The 19,638-nt window shown below is 62.5% G+C and carries 15 protein-coding genes and 1 tRNA gene; 8 read left to right on the forward strand and 8 right to left on the reverse strand.

The genetic code is table 11. The features are described 5' to 3' along the window. Positions 1–127 precede the first annotated feature (127 nt). Positions 128–616 carry an acyl-CoA thioesterase gene (locus CWB41_RS08630; RefSeq protein ID WP_115834676.1) on the forward strand — a complete coding sequence of 163 codons (489 nt, stop codon included), beginning with the start codon at positions 128–130 and terminating at the stop codon, positions 614–616. A 12-nt stretch (positions 617–628) separates the two neighbouring features. Here the strand turns inward: CWB41_RS08630 and CWB41_RS08635 are convergent, their stop codons facing one another. After that, positions 629–1,819 carry a patatin-like phospholipase family protein gene (locus CWB41_RS08635; protein WP_115834675.1) on the reverse strand — a complete coding sequence of 397 codons (1,191 nt, stop codon included), beginning with the start codon at positions 1,817–1,819 and terminating at the stop codon, positions 629–631. A 154-nt stretch (positions 1,820–1,973) separates the two neighbouring features. Between CWB41_RS08635 and CWB41_RS08640 the strand changes: the two genes are divergently transcribed. The 3 genes from CWB41_RS08640 to fcl all read left to right on the forward strand — a co-directional run bounded on the left by CWB41_RS08640 (position 1,974) and on the right by fcl (position 4,906). Beyond that, positions 1,974–2,720 (forward strand): acetoacetate decarboxylase, encoded by a 747-nt coding sequence (locus CWB41_RS08640; protein WP_115834674.1) that lies wholly within the window; start codon positions 1,974–1,976, stop codon positions 2,718–2,720. 149 nt (positions 2,721–2,869) lie between these two features. After that, positions 2,870–3,928, forward strand: coding sequence for a GDP-mannose 4,6-dehydratase (gene gmd, locus CWB41_RS08645; protein WP_115835431.1), 1,059 nt, complete (start codon positions 2,870–2,872; stop codon positions 3,926–3,928). A gap of 36 nt (positions 3,929–3,964) precedes the next feature. After that, entirely contained in the window at positions 3,965–4,906 is a 942-nt protein-coding gene (gene fcl, locus CWB41_RS08650; RefSeq protein WP_115834673.1) for a GDP-L-fucose synthase, read from the forward strand. A gap of 1 nt (position 4,907) precedes the next feature. On the opposite strand, the gene CWB41_RS08655 is transcribed toward fcl, so the two are convergent. The 4 genes from CWB41_RS08655 to CWB41_RS08670 all read right to left on the reverse strand — a co-directional run bounded on the left by CWB41_RS08655 (position 4,908) and on the right by CWB41_RS08670 (position 14,449). Next, positions 4,908–8,234: an efflux RND transporter permease subunit gene (locus CWB41_RS08655; RefSeq protein WP_115834672.1), complete on the reverse strand. Its 3,327-nt coding sequence runs from the start codon at positions 8,232–8,234 to the stop codon at positions 4,908–4,910. Further along, complete coding sequence (locus tag CWB41_RS08660) at positions 8,231–11,350, reverse strand: multidrug efflux RND transporter permease subunit (protein ID WP_115834671.1); 3,120 nt, start codon at positions 11,348–11,350, stop codon at positions 8,231–8,233. Before CWB41_RS08660 ends, CWB41_RS08655 begins: the two co-directional genes overlap by 4 nt. 28 nt (positions 11,351–11,378) lie before the next feature. Continuing rightward, on the reverse strand, positions 11,379–12,755 hold the full coding sequence (locus CWB41_RS08665; RefSeq protein WP_245411089.1) for an efflux RND transporter periplasmic adaptor subunit: 1,377 nt from the start codon (positions 12,753–12,755) through the stop codon (positions 11,379–11,381). A gap of 188 nt (positions 12,756–12,943) precedes the next feature. Continuing rightward, positions 12,944–14,449 (reverse strand): efflux transporter outer membrane subunit, encoded by a 1,506-nt coding sequence (locus tag CWB41_RS08670; RefSeq protein WP_245411088.1) that lies wholly within the window; start codon positions 14,447–14,449, stop codon positions 12,944–12,946. Positions 14,450–14,770: 321 nt separating this feature from the next. Between CWB41_RS08670 and CWB41_RS16370 the strand changes: the two genes are divergently transcribed. Next, the gene (locus CWB41_RS16370; RefSeq protein WP_245411087.1) at positions 14,771–15,169 is read left to right on the forward strand and encodes a hypothetical protein; all 399 of its coding nucleotides are present in this window, start codon (positions 14,771–14,773) and stop codon (positions 15,167–15,169) included. Positions 15,170–15,201: 32 nt separating this feature from the next. After that, complete coding sequence (locus CWB41_RS08675; RefSeq protein WP_115834669.1) at positions 15,202–15,756, forward strand: copper chaperone PCu(A)C; 555 nt, start codon at positions 15,202–15,204, stop codon at positions 15,754–15,756. Positions 15,757–15,880: 124 nt separating this feature from the next. On the opposite strand, the gene CWB41_RS08680 is transcribed toward CWB41_RS08675, so the two are convergent. Both CWB41_RS08680 and CWB41_RS08685 read right to left on the reverse strand, forming a co-directional pair. Continuing rightward, positions 15,881–17,236, reverse strand: coding sequence for a DEAD/DEAH box helicase (locus tag CWB41_RS08680; protein WP_245411086.1), 1,356 nt, complete (start codon positions 17,234–17,236; stop codon positions 15,881–15,883). Positions 17,237–17,485: 249 nt separating this feature from the next. After that, complete coding sequence (locus CWB41_RS08685; RefSeq protein WP_115834667.1) at positions 17,486–17,827, reverse strand: winged helix-turn-helix transcriptional regulator; 342 nt, start codon at positions 17,825–17,827, stop codon at positions 17,486–17,488. A gap of 132 nt (positions 17,828–17,959) precedes the next feature. Between CWB41_RS08685 and CWB41_RS08690 the strand changes: the two genes are divergently transcribed. Next, positions 17,960–18,400 (forward strand): hypothetical protein, encoded by a 441-nt coding sequence (locus tag CWB41_RS08690; protein ID WP_129396447.1) that lies wholly within the window; start codon positions 17,960–17,962, stop codon positions 18,398–18,400. A 108-nt stretch (positions 18,401–18,508) separates the two neighbouring features. After that, positions 18,509–19,327, forward strand: a complete 819-nt coding sequence (locus CWB41_RS08695; protein ID WP_115834665.1) for an alpha/beta fold hydrolase — start codon at positions 18,509–18,511, stop codon at positions 19,325–19,327. A 181-nt stretch (positions 19,328–19,508) separates the two neighbouring features. Here CWB41_RS08695 and CWB41_RS08700 read toward each other — a convergent pair. Beyond that, positions 19,509–19,585 (reverse strand) — tRNA-Arg (locus tag CWB41_RS08700). Between the last annotated feature and the right edge of the window lie 53 nt (positions 19,586–19,638).

Consider the following 19,638-nt stretch of genomic DNA (forward strand, 5'->3'; position numbering starts at 1 on the left):
CCTTTCGAGCCCCGGCAAATTGCGGATTGCCATCCCACTCGCGGCGATCGCCCGCCAATACCCCTCTTGAGTTTTACGCCGCAGGTGCATTAGAGCAAGACCAGCGCGCCAACTTTATCCGAGGCAGATGAGCACCCAAGAAAAATCCTTGTTCATGACCTTTCTCATGACGCCGGACATGGCCAATTTCTCCGGGCATGTGCATGGCGGCGCGATCCTCAAGGTTCTCGATCAGGTCGCTTATGCCTGCGCCGCGCGCTATTGCAAAAGCTATGTCGTCACCGCCTCGCTGGATCAGGTGATCTTTCGCGAGCCGATCGAGGTCGGCGAACTCGTCACCTTCAAGGCAAACGTCAATTACGTCGGCCGCACATCGATGGAAATCGGCATCAAGGTCATCGCCGAGAATTTGACGACCAAGGCATCGCGCCACGTGATCTCATGCTACTTCACCATGGTCGCCAGGGGACCGGACGGCAAAGCCATCGACGTACCGCCGCTGCTGGTCGAGACGGATCTCGATCGCCGTCTTTTCGAGGCCGGCAAGATGCGCAAGGAAATGCGCGAGGAAATCGTCGAGCGGAACCGCAAGCTCCACGTCGGCATACCTGATTAGACTGATGCCTGCCTAGCGGCGTTCGTTGTCCCGCAGACGGTGCACATCATGGACGAGGATGCCGTTCTCGGGCATTTGGAACCAGGCATGGTGCATCAGCGTGCGCTTGGTGTCCTCGTAGCCGCTCTGCCAATGTTCACGCATCGAGGTGCCGGAAAAGTCGTAATCCTTGGCGTCGCCTTCATAGGCTTTCTGCTGATAGATCAGATGCAGGATCGCGATATTCGGCATGTCCGCCAGTTCGTCGCGCAGCTTGCGCTCATCGTCCGTCAGCAAATGGTCCGGCAGTTTTGCCAGCGCCTCATAGGCGCGGTTCTTCCAGGCGCGCAGCCGCTGATACATGTCGGTGTTGTAGCGGGTGCGCGAGGAATACATGATGTCCTTGTGGCGGGCGAGAACGTCGGGCATGTCCCGCGGCAATGCGCCTTGCGCCGAGAAGAGATCGACCTGGAAGACAAGCGTGTGGCGCAGATCGTCCTGATCGAGCAGGTGCTGCAACGGCGTGTTCGAGACGATGCCGCCGTCCCAATAATAATCGGTGCCGATCTTGACCATCGGGAGCGCCGGCGGCAATGCGCCCGAAGCCATAATGTGCTCCGCTGCGATTTCCTCATTGCGGTTGTCGAAATAAATGAAATTGCCATTCATGACATTCACCGCGCCGACGGCGAAGCGCGTGTTGCCGTCGTTGATGAGTGAGAAATCGACAAATTCGCTCAACGTCGCGCCGAGCGGCGCTGAATCGTAGAAGCTCGTCGCCGCCTTGGCGCCCGCGGCGTTGAGCCAGGGGTTGACGTCGTGCGGCTTGAAGAACCCCGGCTGCCCGAGCGTCATGGTCATCATCGCGCTCGTCGCGTTGCGCGCGCGGCGGTAGATGTCGCCGTCCGGCGTATAGGCCCAGACGTGGCGGTCGGTGATCCGCTCCCAGAAGGCGCGCAGCTTTTCCAGCCGCTGCTCACGCGGGTTGCCGGCGATGATCGCGGCATTGATCGCGCCGATCGAAACGCCCGTCACCCAATCCGGCTCGATATTGGCTTCGTGCAGCGCTTCATAGACGCCGGCCTGATACGCGCCGAGCGCGCCGCCGCCCTGAAAGATCAGCGCGATCTGATCGCAGCGATCGGGCCGCCAGGTGCCGGATTTGTCCGGCTCCGGGGAGCGCTGGCCGGGTTTTGCAGTGTTGAGGGGGGCTTTTGCGTCCACGTTTTGTCTCCGCGTGCAGGCTAGGCAGCCCGGATTGCAGGAATGTGACGCCGCCGCGTCATACCATTTTCAAGGTAAGTCGCCAGAAGCGGAGCGTTGCCGTGTGGTGCGGCATCAGACTTGCTGCCCCTTTTTGCAGCCGAGGGAGCTCACCATGCGCGCCGAAGAAATCCTGCAACTGCCGTCCATGCCGCTCGCCGGGCCGAGCTATCCCAAGGGGCCGTATCGCTTCATCGATCGCGAATACATGGTCATCACCTACGAGACCGATCCGGAGGTCATCCGTCATCAATTGCCGGAGCCGCTCGAACCGCTCGACAAGCCGATCGTCAGCTATGAGTGGATCAACATGCCGGATTCATCCGGCTTCGGCAGCTATACCGAAAGCGGCCTCGTCATCCCCTGCAAATTTCAGGGCGAGGACGTCAATTTCGTCAGCCAGATGTACCTTGATGACGACCCGCCGATCGCTGGTGGTCGCGAGATCTGGGGCTTTCCGAAGAAATACGCGCATCCCAAGCTGCGGGTCATTAAGGATACGTTGACCGGCACGCTGCATTACGGCGAGCAACTCGTCGCGCTGGGAACGATGGGCTATAAGCACGAGGCCATGGCCGGCAACGGCGTCGGCACGACGGCGATCCTGTCCAAGACGCAGGTCAATCTCAAAATCATTCCCGGCGTCGATGGCGGCCACGGCATCTGTCAGCTCGTCGCCTATAATCTCACCGAGATCACGGTGAAGGGCTCCTGGCTCGGCCCGGCGCGGCTGCATCTCGTATCGCATGTCAATGCGCCGGTCGGGGACTTTCCGGTGCGCCATATCGTTGGCGCGCATCACTTCATCGCCGATCTGAGCCTGCCCTATGGCCGCGTCATCCACGACTACTTGAAGCCATAAATTAGCTTTTTTCAGTCACTTACCTGCGCCGGCCGGGGCAAGGCGGCTCCTCGGCCGGCGCGTGCGTAGTCAGGGCGACAATTCCGCGCTAGAGCATGTCCCCCGCGCTGGCATGGGCCAGGGCGCTCTTGAATTTCGCGGAAGCCTCGATGTCAGAACCCAAAGTCGCGCTCATCACCGGCGTCACCGGCCAGGATGGGGCGCTTCTCGCCGAACTCCTGCTCAACAAGGGCTATATCGTCCACGGCATCAAGCGCCGTTCCTCGCTCATCAATACGGACCGGGTCGATCATCTCTACCAGGACCCGCACGAGGCCAATGTCCGCTTCTTCATGTATTATGGCGACCTCACCGATGCGACCAACCTGATCCGTATCGTTCAGGAGGTTCAGCCCGACGAGATTTACAATCTCGCGGCGCAGAGCCACGTGCAGGTGAGTTTCGAGACGCCGGAATATACCGCCAATTCCGATGCGCTCGGCACGCTGCGGCTGCTTGAGGCGATCCGCATTCTCAATCTCGGCGGCAAGACGCGCTTCTATCAGGCTTCGACCTCGGAGCTTTACGGCAAGGTCCAGGCGGTGCCGCAGGACGAGAAGACGCCCTTCTATCCGCGCTCGCCCTATGCCGCGGCCAAGCTCTACGCCTACTGGATCACGGTCAACTACCGCGAAGCCTATGGCATGCACGCCTCGAATGGCATTCTCTTCAACCACGAGGGACCGACGCGGGCCGAGACGTTCGTCACCCGCAAGATCACGCGCGCCGTGGCGGCGATCCAGCTCGGCCTCCAGAACAAGCTCTATCTCGGCAATCTCGACGCCAAGCGCGACTGGGGCCATGCGCGCGATTATGTCGAGGGCATGTGGCGCATCCTCCAGCAGCCGGAGCCGGACGATTATGTTCTCGCGACCGGCGAGGCGCATTCGGTGCGCGAATTCGTCGAGCGCGCCTTCGCCGAAATCGGCATCGAGATCGCCTGGCGTGGCGAGGGCATCGCCGAACAGGGCCTCGACGCCAAGACGGGCCGGGTGCTGGTCGAGATCGATCCTGAATATTTCCGCCCCACGGAGGTCGAGTTCCTGCTCGGCGACCCCGCGAAGGCGCGCGCCAAGCTCGGCTGGGTCCACAAGACGAGCTTTGCCGATCTGGTGAAGGAAATGGTCGCCAGCGATCTCGTCTTGATGAAGAAGCGTGGCCATATATAGGGCGCGTCGGTCACACGGACGGGAGCCAGTTCACGCATGAAGCCATCGCGCATTTTCGTCGCCGGTCATCGCGGCATGGTCGGCTCGGCGCTGGTGCGCCGGCTGGCGCGGGAGAACGTCGAGATATTGACGGCCTCGCGCAGCGAGGTCGATCTGCGCGATGCCGGGGGCGTCAGCGCTTTTCTGCAACGGGAAAAACCCGACGCGATCATCCTCGCCGCGGCGAAAGTCGGCGGCATATTGGCGAACGACACCTATCCGGCGGAATTTCTGCGCGACAATCTCGTCATCGAGGCGAATGTCATCCACGAGGCGCATCGCGCCGACATCGACAGGCTCGTCTTCCTCGGTTCGTCCTGCATCTACCCGAAATTCGCGCCGCAGCCGATCAGCGAGGACGCGCTGCTGACCGGCCCGCTCGAGCCGACCAATGAATGGTATGCGATCGCCAAGATCGCCGGGATCAAGCTCTGCCAGGCCTATCGCCGCCAATACGGCCGGCACTACATTTCGGTCATGCCGTGCAATCTCTATGGACCGAACGACAATTTCGATCTCGCGACGAGCCATGTGCTGCCGGCGCTGATCCGCAAGTTCCACGAAGCGAAGGTTTCGGGCCGCGACGAGGTTGTGGTCTGGGGGACGGGCACGCCGCTGCGCGAATTTCTGCATGTCGACGATCTCGCCGATGGCACGGTGTTTCTGCTCAACGCTTACGACGGCGCCGAGCCGGTGAATTGCGGCGCGGGTTTCGATCTCACGATCCGCGAGCTTGCCGAGAAGATCGCGCACACTGTCGGGTTCGAGGGCCGTCTCGTCTTCGACACCTCGAAGCCGGACGGGACGCCGCGCAAGCTCATCGATTCGAGCCGCATCCAGGCGCTTGGCTGGAAACCGCGCATCGGCCTCGATGCCGGCATCGCCAGCACGTACCAATGGTTTCTGGAAGCGCAGGCGAGCGAATTGGCGCCGGGCTGAGCTATTCCGCCGGGCTCGGCGCCGGTCGCGGCGGCAGGGCGCTACCGCGGGGCTGGCCTCTGAACGCCTCCTGCACCCGGTCGAGGAGCAGGTAGAGCACCGGCGTCGTATAGAGCGTCAGCATCTGGCTCACGATCAGGCCGCCGACGATCGAAATGCCGAGCGGCCGGCGGATTTCGCCGCCTTCGCCAAAGCTCAGCGCCAGCGGTACCGCGCCGAGAAGGGCGGCGGCCGTCGTCATCATGATCGGCCGGAAGCGCAGGACGCAGGCCTGGAAGATCGCATCGCGCGCGTTCATCCCCTCGTCGCGCCGCGCCGCGATGGCGAAATCGACCATCATGATCGCATTCTTCTTGACGATGCCGATGAGCAGGATGACGCCGATCAGCGCGATAATGCTGAAGTCTGTCTTGAACAGAAGCAGGGCAAGAAGCGCGCCGACCCCGGCGGAGGGCAAGGTCGAAAGAATCGTGATCGGATGGATGTAGCTCTCGTAGAGAACGCCGAGCACGATATAGACGGCCGCCAGCGCCGCGAGGATCAGCAGAGGTTCGTTCGAGAGCGAGGATTGGAACATCGCCGCCGTGCCTTGCGTACTGCCGTGGATGTTCGACGGCAGGCCGACAGCGCGCACGGCGTTGTCGATTTCCGTCGTCGCATCGCCAAGCGATCTGCCGGGGGCGAGGTTGAAGGAGATGGTCGAGGCGACGAAAAGGCCGGAATGGTTGACCGCGAGCGGCGTGTGTCCATGCGCGAAATGGGCAAAGGCGACAAGCGGCACCATGGTCTCGACCTGCGTGGCGACCGGCGAACCGGTCGATGTCCCGCCGTGGCCTGTCGCCGCGATGGCGTTCACCGATGCGTCGCGCGCGGTATTGATCGCCGCGGCTGCGGCGCTCGTGGCGGCTGTCGTTGACGTTGAAGGCGAACCAACCGGGGGAGCCGTGGCAGCGACGGCGCCAGCGGGGATCGCGCTTGTCTGCGTCCCGCTCGGATTGCCGCCGGCTGTGCTGACATAGATACCCTTGAGCGATTCCGGGTCCTGCCAGTAGCGCGGCGCGACTTCCATGACGACATGATATTGATTGACCGCGCTATAGATGGTCGAGACCTGCCGCTGGCCGAAGGCGTCATACAGCGTGTTGTCGATCTGAACGGGCGTGATGCCGAGGCGCGATGCCGTATCCCGGTCGATCTGCACGACGGTCTCAAGCCCGGACTGCTGAAGGTCCGAATTCACATCTGTCAGGACGTGGCTTTTCTGCAAGGCGGCGACGAGCTTCGGCGTCCATTCGTTCAGCTCTTCGGGCGTATCGCCCTGGAGCGTATATTGGAATTGGGCGTTGCTCTGCCGGCCGCCGACCTGGATGTCCTGCACAGATTGGAGGAACAGCCGCGCCCCCGGAATCCTCCCGAGGTTCCGCCTCAGACGATCTATCACCTGATCGGCCGACGCCGTGCGCTGTGACAACGGCTTGAGAGAGACGAAGACAGAACCGGTATTGGTGCTCGACCGGCCGCCGCCGCTGCCGCCGCCCGTAAAACCGACAACGCTCTGGACGGCGGGGTCGGCCTGCACTGTTGCCATCAATTGCGCCATCTTCTTTTCCATCGCCTGGAAGGAGATGCTTTGATCGGCCTGGATGGCGCCGACCAGACGGCCGGTGTCCTGCTGCGGGAAGAAGCCTTTCGGAATGATGGCGAAGAGAATGACAGTGAGGCCGATCGCACCGGCGAGCACCAGCATGACAATCGCGCTGTGCCGCAGCGCCCAGCCAAGCGTGCGTTCGTAGAATTCGAGGAACAGAGTGAACGGATGCCAGCGCCAGCGCGATTCGGCGCGCGGCGGCGATGCCTTCAGGATCAGCGAACACAGCATCGGTGTCGTGGTGAGGGAAATCACCAGGGACACCAGAACGGCGATCGACAGGGTCAGCGCGAACTCGCGGAACAGGCGGCCGAGCAGGCCGCCCATCAGCAATATCGGGAGAAAGACCGCGATGAGCGAAATGCTGATCGAGAGAACGGTAAAGCCGACCTCGCTGGAGCCGCGCAGCGCCGCCTGAAAGCGCGGCACGCCAGCCTCGACATAACGGGTGATGTTTTCCAAGACGACGATCGCATCGTCGACGACGAATCCGGTCGCGATCGTCAGCGCCATCAATGACAGGGTGTCGAGGCTGAAGCCGAGAAGATACATGACGCCGAACGTGCCGACGATCGATACCGGTACCGCTACGATGGGAATGAGGGCGGCGCGCGGATTGCCAAGAAAGATGAAAACGATGAGCGTGACGAGCAGGACCGCGATGACAAGCGTGCGCTCGGTGTCGTGCAGCGAGGCGCGAATGGTCAGACTTCGGTCGATGGCGGAAGTGATCTTCACACCCCTTGGCATCGCCGCTTGGAGCACCGGCAGTTCGGCGTACACTCGGTCGACCGTGTCGATGATATTGGCGCCCGGCTGGCGGGAGAGGATGACGAGCACGGAGGGCTGGCCGTTGGCCAGTCCCTCGTTGCGCAGGTCCTCGACCGAATCCTCGATCTCGCCGAGGTCGGACAGGTGGATGGCATTGCCGTTGCGATAGCCGACGATCAGGGGCTTGTAATCGGCGGCTTTGGAGGCCTGGTCGTTGGTATAGACCTGATAATGAACGCCGCTGTCTTCGATCGCGCCCTTCGGGCTATTGGCATTGGCGGAGGCAAGCGCGGCGCGGATATCCTCAAGCCCGACGCCATAGTTGAAGAGCGCGGTGGGATTGAGTTCGACGCGCACGGCGGGGAGAGCGGCGCCGCCGATCATAACCTGGCCAATGCCGCTGATCTGAGAAAGCCGCTGCTGCAAAACATTGCTGGCGGCATCGTAGAGCTGCCCGCGCGACAAGGTTTTCGAGGTCAGCGCAAGGATCAGGATGGGGGCGTCTGCGGGATTGATCTTGCGATAGATCGGATTGCTGCGCAGCGCCGTGGGCAGATCGGCGCGCGCGGCATTGATCGCCGCCTGCACGTCGCGCGCCGCACCGTCGATGTCGCGGTTCAGGTTGAATTGCAAAGTGATGCGCGTCTGGCCGAGACCGCTCGACGAGGACATCTCGGTCACATCGGCGATCTCGCCGAGGTGGCGCTCCAGAGGCTCCGCGACGCTCGTCGCCACCGTGTCGGGGCTCGCGCCGGGGAGCTGCGCCTGCACCGCGATGGTCGGAAAATCGACCTGCGGCAGCGGCGAAACCGGCAATTTCGTAAAGCCCAGCGCGCCGGCGATGAAAATGCCGACGGTGAGCAAGGTTGTCGCCACCGGCCGCCGGATGAAGGGCGACGAAAGACTCATTCGCCGGCCTCGCGCGGTGTCAGCCGGGCGTTGCCGCCGGAGGGCGAGAGCCGCCGCGCCAAACGGTCGAAATAAAGATAGATCACCGGCGTCGAGAACAGCGTCAGCACCTGGCTGAAGATCAGGCCGCCGACGATGGCGATGCCGAGCGGGCGCCGCAATTCAGAGCCAGTACCCGTGCCGAGCATCAGCGGTAAAGCGCCGAGGATAGCGGCCATGGTCGTCATCAGGATCGGGCGGAAGCGCAAGAGACACGCCTGATAGATCGCCTCCCGCGGCGGCAGGCCGTGGTTGCGTTCGGCATCGATCGCGAAATCGACCATCATGATCGCGTTTTTCTTGACGATGCCGATGAGCAGAATGATGCCGATGATCGCAATGACATCGAGATCGTCGCCGGCGAGGATCAGGGACAAAAGCGCGCCGACACCGGCCGAAGGCAGAGTGGAGAGAATCGTGATTGGATGGATGAAGCTCTCGTAGAGCACGCCAAGCACGATATACATCGTCACGATCGCGGCGACGAGGAGCAAGACTTCGTTGCCGAGCGAAGAGCTGAAGGCCGCGGCGCTGCCTTGCATGATCGAGACGAAGCTTGGCGGCAGATCGAGATCCTTCTCCGCCTTGTTGATTGCATCGACGGCGGCGCCGAGCGAATAACCGGGCGCCGTGTCGAAGGAAATATCGGTCGCGGGGAACTGGCCAAAATGCGTGATCTGCAGCGGCCCCGGCCGTTCGCTGACATGGACGATGGCCGAGAGTGGCACCTGGCCGTTGGTCGTCGAGGTCGATGACGGCAGATAGAACGTATTCAGCGCCGTCAGCGTATGCTGCAAATCCGGATCGGCTTCCAGGATGACGCGATATTGGTTCGATTGCGTATAGATCGTCGAGACGATGCGCTGGCCGAAGGCGTCGTAAAGGACGTTATCGATCGTTGCCGGCGTGATGCCGAAACGGCTCGCCGTCTGCCTGTCGATGGTAATGTCGAGCGCGCGGCCCTGCTGGGCGAGATCGCTCGCGACATTGGTGATCTGCGGCAGGCTTGCGAGGCTGGCGACGAGTTTCGGCACCCAGGTGCGCAACAGGTCGCCGTCGGCATTTTCGATGAGGAAATGATATTGCGCGCGGCTGATCGAGGAATCGATCGTCAAATCCTGGACCGGTTGCATGTAGATGTTGATGCCCGGGACCGCGCGCGCCTCGCGGTGCAGCCGGCGCATGATGTCGGTGACCGTCGCGGTGCGCGCATCGCGCGGCTTCAGCTGGATGAGGAAGCGGCCGCTGTTCAGCGTCATGTTGCTGCCGTCGACGCCGATGAAGGAGCTGAGGCTTACGACGTCCTGATCCTTGAGCAGAACGTCCGCGAGCGCCTGCTGGCGCCCGGCCATCGCACCAAAGGAAGCCGTCTGGCTCGTCTCGGTGATCGCCTGGATCAACCCCGTGTCCTGAACCGGGAAAAACCCCTTCGGGATCACGATGTAGAGCAATATGGTCAGAACCAGCGTCGCGATGGCGATCAACAGCGTCAGCGGCTGGTGATCAAGCACGACACGCAGCGCCGCAGCATATTGATTGATGATCCACTGGAAACCGCGATCGGCGGCGATCGCCAGGCGGCTGCGCTGCGCCTCCGGCTGATGACGCAACAGCTTGGCGCAGAGCATCGGAACAAGTGTCAGCGAGACGAAGGCGGAGATAAGGATTGTGGCCGTCAGTGTGATGGCGAATTCGTGGAACAGCCGGCCGACGACCTCGCCCATGAAGAGAAGCGGAATGAGCACCGCGATCAGCGACACCGTGAGCGAAATGATGGTGAAGCCGATCTGGGCCGAGCCCTCGAGCGCAGCCTGCAAAGGCGCCTCGCCGCCTTCGACATAGCGGGCGATATTCTCGATCATCACGATGGCGTCGTCCACGACGAAGCCGGTCGAAATCGTCAACGCCATCAGCGAGAGATTGTCGAGGCTGAAGCCGAGCAGATACATGACGACGAGTGTGCCGACGAGCGAAATCGGCACGGAAAGGCTCGGAATGAGCGTCGCCGGCAGATTGCGCAGAAAGACGAAAATGACGAGCACCACCAGCACGACGGCAAGCCCGAGCTCGAAGGCGACATCGGCGACGGAGGCGCGGATCGTATTGGTGCGGTCGCTCAGGATCGCGATATTGAGGCTCGAGGGCAGGCTCGCCTCGATCCGCGGCAGTAATGCCTTGATCCCATCGGCGACCGCGATGACATTGGCGCCCGGCTGGCGCTGAATGTTGAGCAGGATCGCCGGCGTGCGATTTGCCCAGGCGGCGATCTTGGTGTTTTCCGGGCCGCGCACGACCGTCGCGACATCGGACAGCCGGACCGGATTGCCGTTTCGATAGGCGATGATGACGTTGCTGAACTGGGCGGCGTCGGTGATCTGGTCGTTGGCGTCGATGGTCGAGGATTGCGCCGGTCCATCGAAACCGCCCTTCGGCGTGTTGACGTTCACATTGCCAATCGTCGTGCGGACGTCGTCGATATTGAGGCCGTAGGCGGCAAGCGCGCGCGGATTGAAGCGAACGCGGATCGCCGGGCGGTTGCCGCCAGAGATGCTGACAAGGCCGACGCCCGGCTGCTGGGAGATTTTCTGCGCGAGCCGCGTCTCTACCAGGTCTTCGATCGAGGTAAGCGGCAAGGTATCCGAAGTTATGGCGATGGTCAGGATCGGCGCATCGGCCGGGTTTACCTTGGCGTAGATCGGCGGAGTCGGCAGATCGGAGGGCAGAAGGTTCGAGCCGGCGTTGATTGCGGCCTGGACTTCCTGTTCGGCGACATCGAGCGTCAGGCTGAGATCGAATTGCAGCGTGATGACCGAGGCGCCGGCCGAACTCGCCGAGGTCATCTGGCTGAGGCCCGGCATTTCGCCAAGCTGGCGCTCGAGCGGTGCGGTGACCGACGAGGTCATCACCTCCGGGCTTGCACCGGGATAGAAGGTCTGCACCTGGATCGTCGGGTAATCGACCTCGGGCAGGGCGGAGAGCGGCAGAAACTTATAGGCGAAGGCGCCGGCGAGCAGGATCGCCACCATCAGAAGCGAGGTCGCGACCGGCCGCAGAATGAAGGTCTGCGATGGATTCATCCCAGCCGCTCCGCTGCACGATCAGCACTCACTCGGGGTTCCGTTGATGATGGTGGTGATGGCCGGCCGCGCCTTCCGGTGCCGCCGTCGATTGCGCGCCGGGCACGAAAACCTTTGCGCCATCGGTCAGGCGGTCGGTGCCATCGGTGACGACGCGGTCGCCCTGTTTGAGGCCGGAGAGGACCTGCACCATGTTGCCCTCGGTCGGCCCGAGGGTCAGCTTGCGCACCGAGACGGTATTGTCGGCGTTGACGAGATAGACAAAAGTGCCGGGCGCGCCGCGCTGGATCGCCGGCACCGGCGCGGTGACGACGCCCTTCAGCGTCCGCGCCAGCACTTGCACATTGACGAATTGGTTGGGGAACAGCGATTCGTCGGCATTGGGGAATTCGGCGCGGAATTTCACCATGCCGGTCGTCGTATCGATCTGGTTGTCGAGCACCGTGACGTCGCCGGTCCCCAATTCATGCACGTTGGCGCGGTCGTAAACTGTAGCGGTGAGCGCCGTCGCGCTTTTCATCTGCGCCATGACATCGGGAATGTCGTCCTCTGGCAGCGAGAAGATGACCGAGATGGGCTGCAATTGCGTCACCACCGCGATGCCGGTCGTATCCGAGGTCTGCACGTAATTGCCGGGGTCGACCAGCCGCAGGCCCACGCGGCCGGTGACCGGCGCGGTGATATGGCAATAGGCGATATTGAGCGTCTGCGTATCGATCTGCGCCTGATCGGTCTGCACCGAGCCTTGATATTGCTTGACGATGTAGACCTGATCCTCGGCCTGCTGCTTGGCGATCGAATTCTGTGCGACGAGGGTTTGATAGCGCACGAGATCGGTCTGCGCCTGCTGCAGCAGACCCTGATCATGCGCCAACTGGCCTTCGTATTGCGCCTTGGCCAATTTGTAGGGCCGGTCGTCGATCTGCGCGAGCAGGTCGCCCTTCTTGACGTACTGGCCCTCCTTGAAGGGCACTTCCATCAATATGCCGTTGATCTGCGTGCGCACGGTGATGGTTGCGAGCGGCGTAACCGTACCGAGGCCGCCGTAAATGATCTTGATGTCGCCGGTGCCGATGGTGGCGACGCCGACCGATTGCGGCGCGCCGCCGGCTCTTTGGCCATGCGTGTGCGTCGCGGGGGCGGGCGCGAAGAAGACGCGATAGCCGTAATAGCCAAGGCCGCCGATGACGATGAGGCCGATGAGAAAGCCGACGAACGAACGGCGCCGCCGAGGCTCCGGCGGGCCTTCTTTCTCCGGCGGTGGCGACACGGCCGGAGCCGGGATTTCCGGCTGCGTCTTGCGCGCCAGCGGCTCAGCCTGAGCCGGGCCCGGCTCGCGCGCATCGCCGGGCGGCGGCGGTCGGCGCGTCGGGTCGACTTTTTCGTCCATTGGCTTTTTGTCCATCCAAAAGGTCCGAGCGATGGGCAACCCGCACGGCGCAGATCAGTCGTCGAATTGATCAAAACGGGCGAAAGGCAGTTCCAAGGGCCCGCAAGTCCAATAAATATATAACCTTTCCGCATCCAATTCGCATTGGGGTCGAAAAAAGCAAATTACTTCTTGGTGAGATTTGTAAGCCTCTACGGCATTTCCTAGAGGGGCGGGGTGAGCGTCGGCACTTTCGAAAGACGGTCGAAGCTCGGCAGGAGCGAGGCATCCCAGCCGCCGCCCAAGGCCTCGATCAAGGCGACGCTGGCGATGAAAAGATTTTGCCGTGTCGTCAGCAAATTCTCCTCATCCACAAGCTGCGTGGCTTCGGCCGTCACCACGGTGGTGAAGGAAACGGTGCCGGCTTGATACTGGTTAAGGTAAATCTGCACGGCCTGTTTGGCTGCGTCGACGGCCTGAGCTTCTTTGGCTGCCTCTTTCGCCAGGATGCGCAGCGCGGCGAGTTCATCCTCGACCTGCTCGAAGGCCGTCAGAACCGTTTGCCGATAGCCCGCGACGTTCTGTGCATAGGTCGCGCGGGCTGCGGCGAGATCGGCGGCGAGCAGACCGCCATCGAAGATCGTTTGCGTCGCGCTGCCGGCGATCGACCAGGCCTCCGCCGCGGCGGAAACCGGCAACGGCGTCGTCCCGGCAAAGCCGAAGGCGCCGGTGAGGTTGATGTCGGGATAGAAATTGGCGACCGCGACGCCGATCAAAGCATTTTCTTGCTGCAACTGGCGTTCGGCGGCGGCGATGTCGGGGCGCCGCTCGAGGAGCTGCGAAGGCACGGTTATCGGAATCCGCGGCGGATATTTGGCGAGTTCCGCCGGGCCGAGCGAAAGATCAGCCGGCGGGCGCCCAATCAGAACGGCGATCGAATGTTCGTATTGCGCCCGTTCGACGCCGACGTTGATGGCCTGCGCTTCTGTCTGCAGAACCTGCGTCTCGGCGGTGATGACGTCGGCCTTGGAGACGACGCCAACCTTGTATTGGTTCTGGGTGATCGTCAGCGTCTTCTTGTAGGCGACGATTGTGCGATCGAGCAGCGCCTTGAGCGAATCCGCCGCGCGCAGATCGAAATAGGCGGTGGCGAGCGCCGCCTGCTCGGAGAGCTTGGCGTTCTGCAGATCGGCCGCACTCACCTGCGCTGCCGCAGCCTGGCTTTCCACCTGGCGCCGGATGCGGCCCCAGACATCGATATCCCAGGTCATGTTGGCGACCGGATTATAGGTGGTGAAAGTTTCCGAACGCGCGGCGATAGCTGAACCCGTGAGGTTTGCGCTGCCTTCGTGCTGGTAGGTCGCACTATAGCTGTTGGTGACCGTCGGAAAGTAGTTGGCCTGCGCCTCGCGGATCAGGGCGACCGCATTGTGATAGGATTCAAGCGCCTCCTTCACCGTCTGGTTGGAAATCTCCACCTGGCCGAGCAGGGACGAGAGTCGCGGATCGCGATAGACGCTCCACCACTCGCCGCGGTCGAGCGCATCGCGCGGGTCGACGATCTTCCAGCCCTTTTTTGCCTCTTTGAACTTCGGCGTGATCGGCGCGGCGGGGCGGACGTAGTCCGGCCCCATCGTGCAGGCATTGAGAGACACGCCCGCGATGATGCAGACGATGGCCCGCAGTCTCGCGCCGGTTCGCGGCAGGGAATGAAGCGAAGGCAAACTCAATGGCTGAAACTCATCGCCGCGATGCGGGCCACTAAGACGCCTCGCTGCCGACCCTCGCGGCAAGGCCTTTCCTTCGCATTCCACATAAGAGATTGGCAAGATTGGGTCCGGACTTCCGGGCGGGATAAATGGCGCGGCCAAATTAGCAGACAGAAACTCTTTATTTTTCAAAAGCCTGTGATTGTTCTGTTTTTGCAACTCGCAGCCGGGATGTGCATTTGCGCCGGTCACGCTTTCGCGACAGCGATAATACTCGCGATTCCAGCCGGACGCTTGACCGACACAAGCGAGCAGCCCAGTCTCGTAAAAAGGAGAAATGATTTGCGCCGCAGCCTGGACTGGATAGCGCCGTTCTTTTTGATCGCGCTGTTGGGGCAATTTTTTGCTTCCGTCACGGCCGGTTTCGCCATTGCCCGCGCGCCGCAGGCAGATTGGCCGATCTGCGCGTCGAGCTCCAATGTGCCGCAAGCACCGCCTGACCGTGGCCATCATTCCCAGGATTGCTGCGCCTTCTACACACAGGCTCACGCGACCTTCGCCCCGCCCGCTTCGCCGCAGGCGCTCGCAGCCGCGCCGTCGTCCATCGATATGCGCGCGTCGCTTTGGGCCTACGCCGCGACGCGCGCGCAGCCTGTCGGAGCGGCGAAGGCTCGCGCGCCACCCCGCTTCTCCCGAGATGGATCGCCGCATTCCGCTGCGGCCTCAGTCCATATCGCTTAGCCGGCCTTCGCGCCCGCTTTAGGAGAACATCTATGAAGTCTCATCTGTTCGGCTGCGCGTTCGCAGCGCTTTGCGCCGTGCCTGCTTTCGCCAATCCGGTTCTGGAAATGCCGTCTGCCATGCCGATCGTTCTCGCCGCCGAGCAGAGCACGGCGGCGGGTACGCTCACGATTGAAGGGGCTTTCACGCGTCCGACGCCCGGCGGCGCGACCGTGGCGGTCGGCTATGTGACTATCGTCAATACGGGCAAGACCGACGACCGGCTGGTCGCGGTGACATCGGACCTATCCGCGGGCGCGCAGATCCATGAAACCAAGATGGAAAACGGCATCATGGAGATGACAGAGCTGCCGGACGGGCTTGTTATCCCCGCCGGCGCGACCGTGGCCATCAAGCCCGGCGGCTATCACATCATGTTCACCGACCTGAAGCGGGCGGTGAAGCCGGGGGATGCGATCCACGCGGTGCTTGAATTCGCCAAGGCCGGCAAGATCGCCGTCACCTTCGTCGCGGCCAGTAGCATGGGTGCCACGGCACCGGACGCGATGAAGATGGACGGCGGTATGAATGGAATGAAGATGCACTAGCGCGCTTTCCGACCGGATGGAATCATTCCGGTCGATAGGAAATCGCGCCGATTCAAAACGTTGGAGCGTGTTCTGATCGGAAAAGTCATCCAACTTTTCCGGAACACGCTCTAAAGCGCGTGCATCATCCCGGCCGGGAGAATTGCGGACGGCTTTCGCCGTTAAAAGGCCGGCGCTTGCGCCCTTGAGCGGCGCGTGCGGGGCGTTTGCCGCCGGGGCGATGGCCGTCAAGCTGCTGGCCTTCGCGATGCGGACGCTGCTGAGCACCGCGGCCGCCGTCATCCTTGGCGGCGCCGGCCCTAGGGGCTCTTGGATTGTGACGTGCCGGCTCGGCGTCCGCATTGCGGGCGTCGGCGCTGCGGCGGTCGGTGAAGGCCAATGTCTGGCGGGTTGCCTTCTCGATCTGGCGCAGCAAGCCACGCTCGCCGTTATCGCACAGCGAGAACGCGCGGCCCGAGGCACCGGCGCGCGCGGTGCGGCCAATGCGATGGACGTAAGCTTCGGGCGTCTCCGGCAATTCGTAATTCACGACATGTGTCACGCCGTCGACGTCGATGCCGCGCGCGGCGATGTCGGTGGCAACGAGGACGCGCGTGCGGCCGCGGCGGAAGCCGTCGAGCGCGCGAATACGCTGGCTCTGGCTTTTGTTGCCGTGGATCGCTTCGACGCCGACACCGGCGGCATCGAGATGCTGCGCCACGCGATCGGCGCCGCGCTTGGTGCGGGTGAAGACGATGGCGCGCGATACGTCGGCGCCGCTCATCAGTTCGACCAGCATATCGCGCTTGGCAGCGCCATCGACCAGGAACACATGCTGCTCGACGCGCTCGGCCGTCGTGGCGGTCGGTGCAACCGACACCTCGGCCGGATTGTTGAGCATATCCTGCGCGAGACCGGCGATTTCCTTCGGCATGGTCGCGGAGAACAGCAGCGTCTGACGCTGCTTCGGCAGCTTGGCGACGATCTGGCGAATCGGGACGATGAAGCCGAGATCCAGCATATGGTCGGCTTCGTCGAGCACGAGAACCTCGGTCGCGGCAAGCTTGAAGCGGCCGGAGCCGAGATGATCGAGCAGGCGGCCGGGCGTCGCGACCAGCACGTCGAGGCCGCGCGCCAGCATGTCATTCTGGGGACGGTGCGAGACGCCGCCGACGATGACGCCGACGCTCGGGCGCAGAAACTGGCCATAGGTGCGGAAGCTATCGGCGATCTGCGCAGCGAGTTCGCGCGTCGGCGCAAGCACGAGCACACGGGCCGTAAAGGGCGCCGGCCGCTGGCGATCGGCGATCAGCCGGTTGAGGATCGGCAGGGCGAAAGCGGCGGTCTTGCCGGTGCCGGTCTGAGCGATGCCGAGAAGGTCGCGGCCCTGCATCAGAAGCGGGATGGCCTGGTCCTGGATGGAAGTCGGAGTTTCGTAGCCTTCACGGTCGAGAGCGCGAAGCAGCATCTCGGCGAGACCGAGATCGGAAAATTTTGTCACGAGGTGTCTTTCATAGGATCGCATGCCGCGAGTTTGGACACCGCGCGGTCTATCGATCGGGGAGAAGGGAGACGTGCCTCGCGTAAACTGGCCGTCAACTGAAGAATGGGGAGGCTCGACAGCGAATCGGACGCCGAAAGGGCGAAGTCCTGATCTACGCGGCTGGAGCGCCTCATGCTGCGACGCAGCGTGTTCCGGATAGGGCAAGCGCGGATGTAAGTCAATCGGAGATAGCAAAATGACCGCTGTCTACCGCGATTGAGGCGCTGCGACGTCCGGCGCGTAGTGCTCGCCCCAATTCCGAAGCGCCTGTAGCACCGGGCCGAGAGCCTGACCCTTGGCGGTGAGGAAATATTCATATCTTGGCGGGTGCGCTTCGTAGAGCCGTGCTCCGATAACACCTTGCGCTTCCAGGGTTTTTAGCCGTGCGGACAGCGTGTTTGGCGCGACACCGCCGAGCCCTGCCTCCAGGTCCTGAAACCGTAGCGGTCCCTTCAGGGTGAGATCCCGGAGGATGAGCAAACTCCATTTCTCGCCCACCACGTCGAGCGTGTGGGCGATCGGGCAGTCCAGCGCGTAGCCGTTTCTCATAATCACAAAATAGTCCCGTCGCTAAAGTTTTACAAGTCGATACCTATTGAAAAGTGACTTGCTAATTCATAGCTACTTCAATGCAGCAAGCCAATCGGTTTGTTTCGGCCTCAAATTCAAGGAATGAAAGCAATGACACGTTCCCGCATTCTTCCAATTCTCGGCGCTCTCGTCCTGGCAGGCAGCCAGTCAGCGATCGCGGCATCACCTTACAATCCGGAAGCGGACTTCGTCGCGCGGCTAGGCGGCAGGGCGTTCACGGTGGAACGCACCGAAGGTGGCGCGCTCAATCGAAATCCCGGTGCTGAAGCTGCCGGCGCCCGGATAGTTGGCAACCCGCTGCGCAATCGCGCCGAGACGCTGGCGGGTAAGGCTTTCACCGTGGAAAACGCGGAAGGCAAGGCCTTCAGGCGGGAAAATCCCGGCGATGAAGCTGCAAGCGTCCGGACCATCGGCAATCCGTTGCGCGATCGTGCTGAAACTCTGGCGGGCAAGCCCTTCACCGTGGAAAGAGCAGTCGGACGCCGGCCCGAAATCGACCGGTCTCAGTCTTACCTCGCCCGCTTTGAGTGAAGCGTTTCGTGTGGGCCGCAATTCAATTGCATGCGCGGGCGGCTAGTTCGCGCATGCAAGCAGCGGCGATGCCCCGCCTGATCAAGGCCGTCAACAATTGGAAAAGCCATGAGCTACTTCACCACCAAGGACGGCACCGACCTCTATTTCAAGGACTGGGGAAAAGGACTGCCCGTCGTCTTCCTCCACGCCTATGCCCTGAACTCCGACACGTTTGAGGACCAGATGTTCTTCCTCGCATCCAAGGGTTACAGGGTCGTCGCTCACGATCGTCGCGGGCACGGGCGCTCCGGACAGCCCTGGGGAGGCAATGACGTCGACACCTATGTCGACGACCTCAACGAACTCCTGGAATTTCTCGATCTGACCGATATCGTCCTGGTCGGCCACTCCACGGGTGGCGGAGTCGTCGGACGCTACATCGGAAATTACGGCACGGGCCGCGTCGCCAAGGTGGTATTTATCTGTGCAACGATCCCCGTGGTCATGCAGACGCCGGGAAACCCGGATGGCGCGCCGTCCGCCTATTTCGACGGACTGCGGGAGAGGGTCCTGACGGACCGCGGCCAGCACTTCAAGGCGATGATCGCGGCGCACTTCTCCGTCAACCGCGAGTGGTCGACCGTTCCGCAGAGCGATCTGGACCAGAACTGGACCATGACGATGCTCTCCGGCTTCCCGGCCTCCTACTTCGGGATCGCCGCGTTTGCCGAGACCGATGTGACCGAGGACCTCAAGACGATCGACGTCCCCACGCTGATCCTTCATGGCGATGATGACCAGATCGCCCCGGTGGCAAACGCCTACATCGCGGCCAAACTCGTCCCCGACTCGATACTCAAGATTTATCCTAAGGCTCCGCACGCCATGACGACGACCCACAAGGCCCAAGTCAATGTCGATCTGCTGGCGTTTCTTCGCGGCTGACGCTGCGCCAGCCTTGTCGATGCAGCGACCGTCCACATGGTCCCGCGACAGGCTGCTCCGAATCCCGGCAACGCTCGGGCAAAACTGCCCGAAGCTGTCGGCCAGCAAGCCTTCGTCGGATTTGCACCGGCCGGTCGGATGCGGACGTTAGCGCCCGGTTTTATTCTGGAACGGCGTGAAGTGGCGCGCCCGGAGAGATTCGAACTCCCGACCCCTAGATTCGTAGTCTAGTGCTCTATCCAGCTGAGCTACGGGCGCGCAGAGTCTCAAGGGAAGCCGAAAGCTTGCCGATGAGTGGAAGGTGCCGATCC

This window comes from Methylovirgula ligni (assembly GCF_004135935.1).
GTDB classification, from domain to species: Bacteria; Pseudomonadota; Alphaproteobacteria; order Rhizobiales; family Beijerinckiaceae; genus Methylovirgula; species Methylovirgula ligni.

Coding starts and splice junctions, on each gene's coding strand:
- fcl (WP_115834673.1), top strand. CDS start 3,965: ATGAAGCCATCGCGCATTTTCGTCGCCGGTCATCGCGGCATGGTCGGC.
- CWB41_RS08630 (WP_115834676.1), top strand. CDS start 128: ATGAGCACCCAAGAAAAATCCTTGTTCATGACCTTTCTCATGACGCCG.
- CWB41_RS08660 (WP_115834671.1), bottom strand. CDS start 11,350: ATGAATCCATCGCAGACCTTCATTCTGCGGCCGGTCGCGACCTCGCTT.
- CWB41_RS08690 (WP_129396447.1), top strand. CDS start 17,960: ATGACACGTTCCCGCATTCTTCCAATTCTCGGCGCTCTCGTCCTGGCA.
- CWB41_RS08685 (WP_115834667.1), bottom strand. CDS start 17,827: ATGAGAAACGGCTACGCGCTGGACTGCCCGATCGCCCACACGCTCGAC.
- gmd (WP_115835431.1), top strand. CDS start 2,870: ATGTCAGAACCCAAAGTCGCGCTCATCACCGGCGTCACCGGCCAGGAT.
- CWB41_RS08695 (WP_115834665.1), top strand. CDS start 18,509: ATGAGCTACTTCACCACCAAGGACGGCACCGACCTCTATTTCAAGGAC.
- CWB41_RS08675 (WP_115834669.1), top strand. CDS start 15,202: ATGAAGTCTCATCTGTTCGGCTGCGCGTTCGCAGCGCTTTGCGCCGTG.
- CWB41_RS08665 (WP_245411089.1), bottom strand. CDS start 12,755: ATGGACAAAAAGCCAATGGACGAAAAAGTCGACCCGACGCGCCGACCG.
- CWB41_RS08655 (WP_115834672.1), bottom strand. CDS start 8,234: ATGAGTCTTTCGTCGCCCTTCATCCGGCGGCCGGTGGCGACAACCTTG.
- CWB41_RS08640 (WP_115834674.1), top strand. CDS start 1,974: ATGCGCGCCGAAGAAATCCTGCAACTGCCGTCCATGCCGCTCGCCGGG.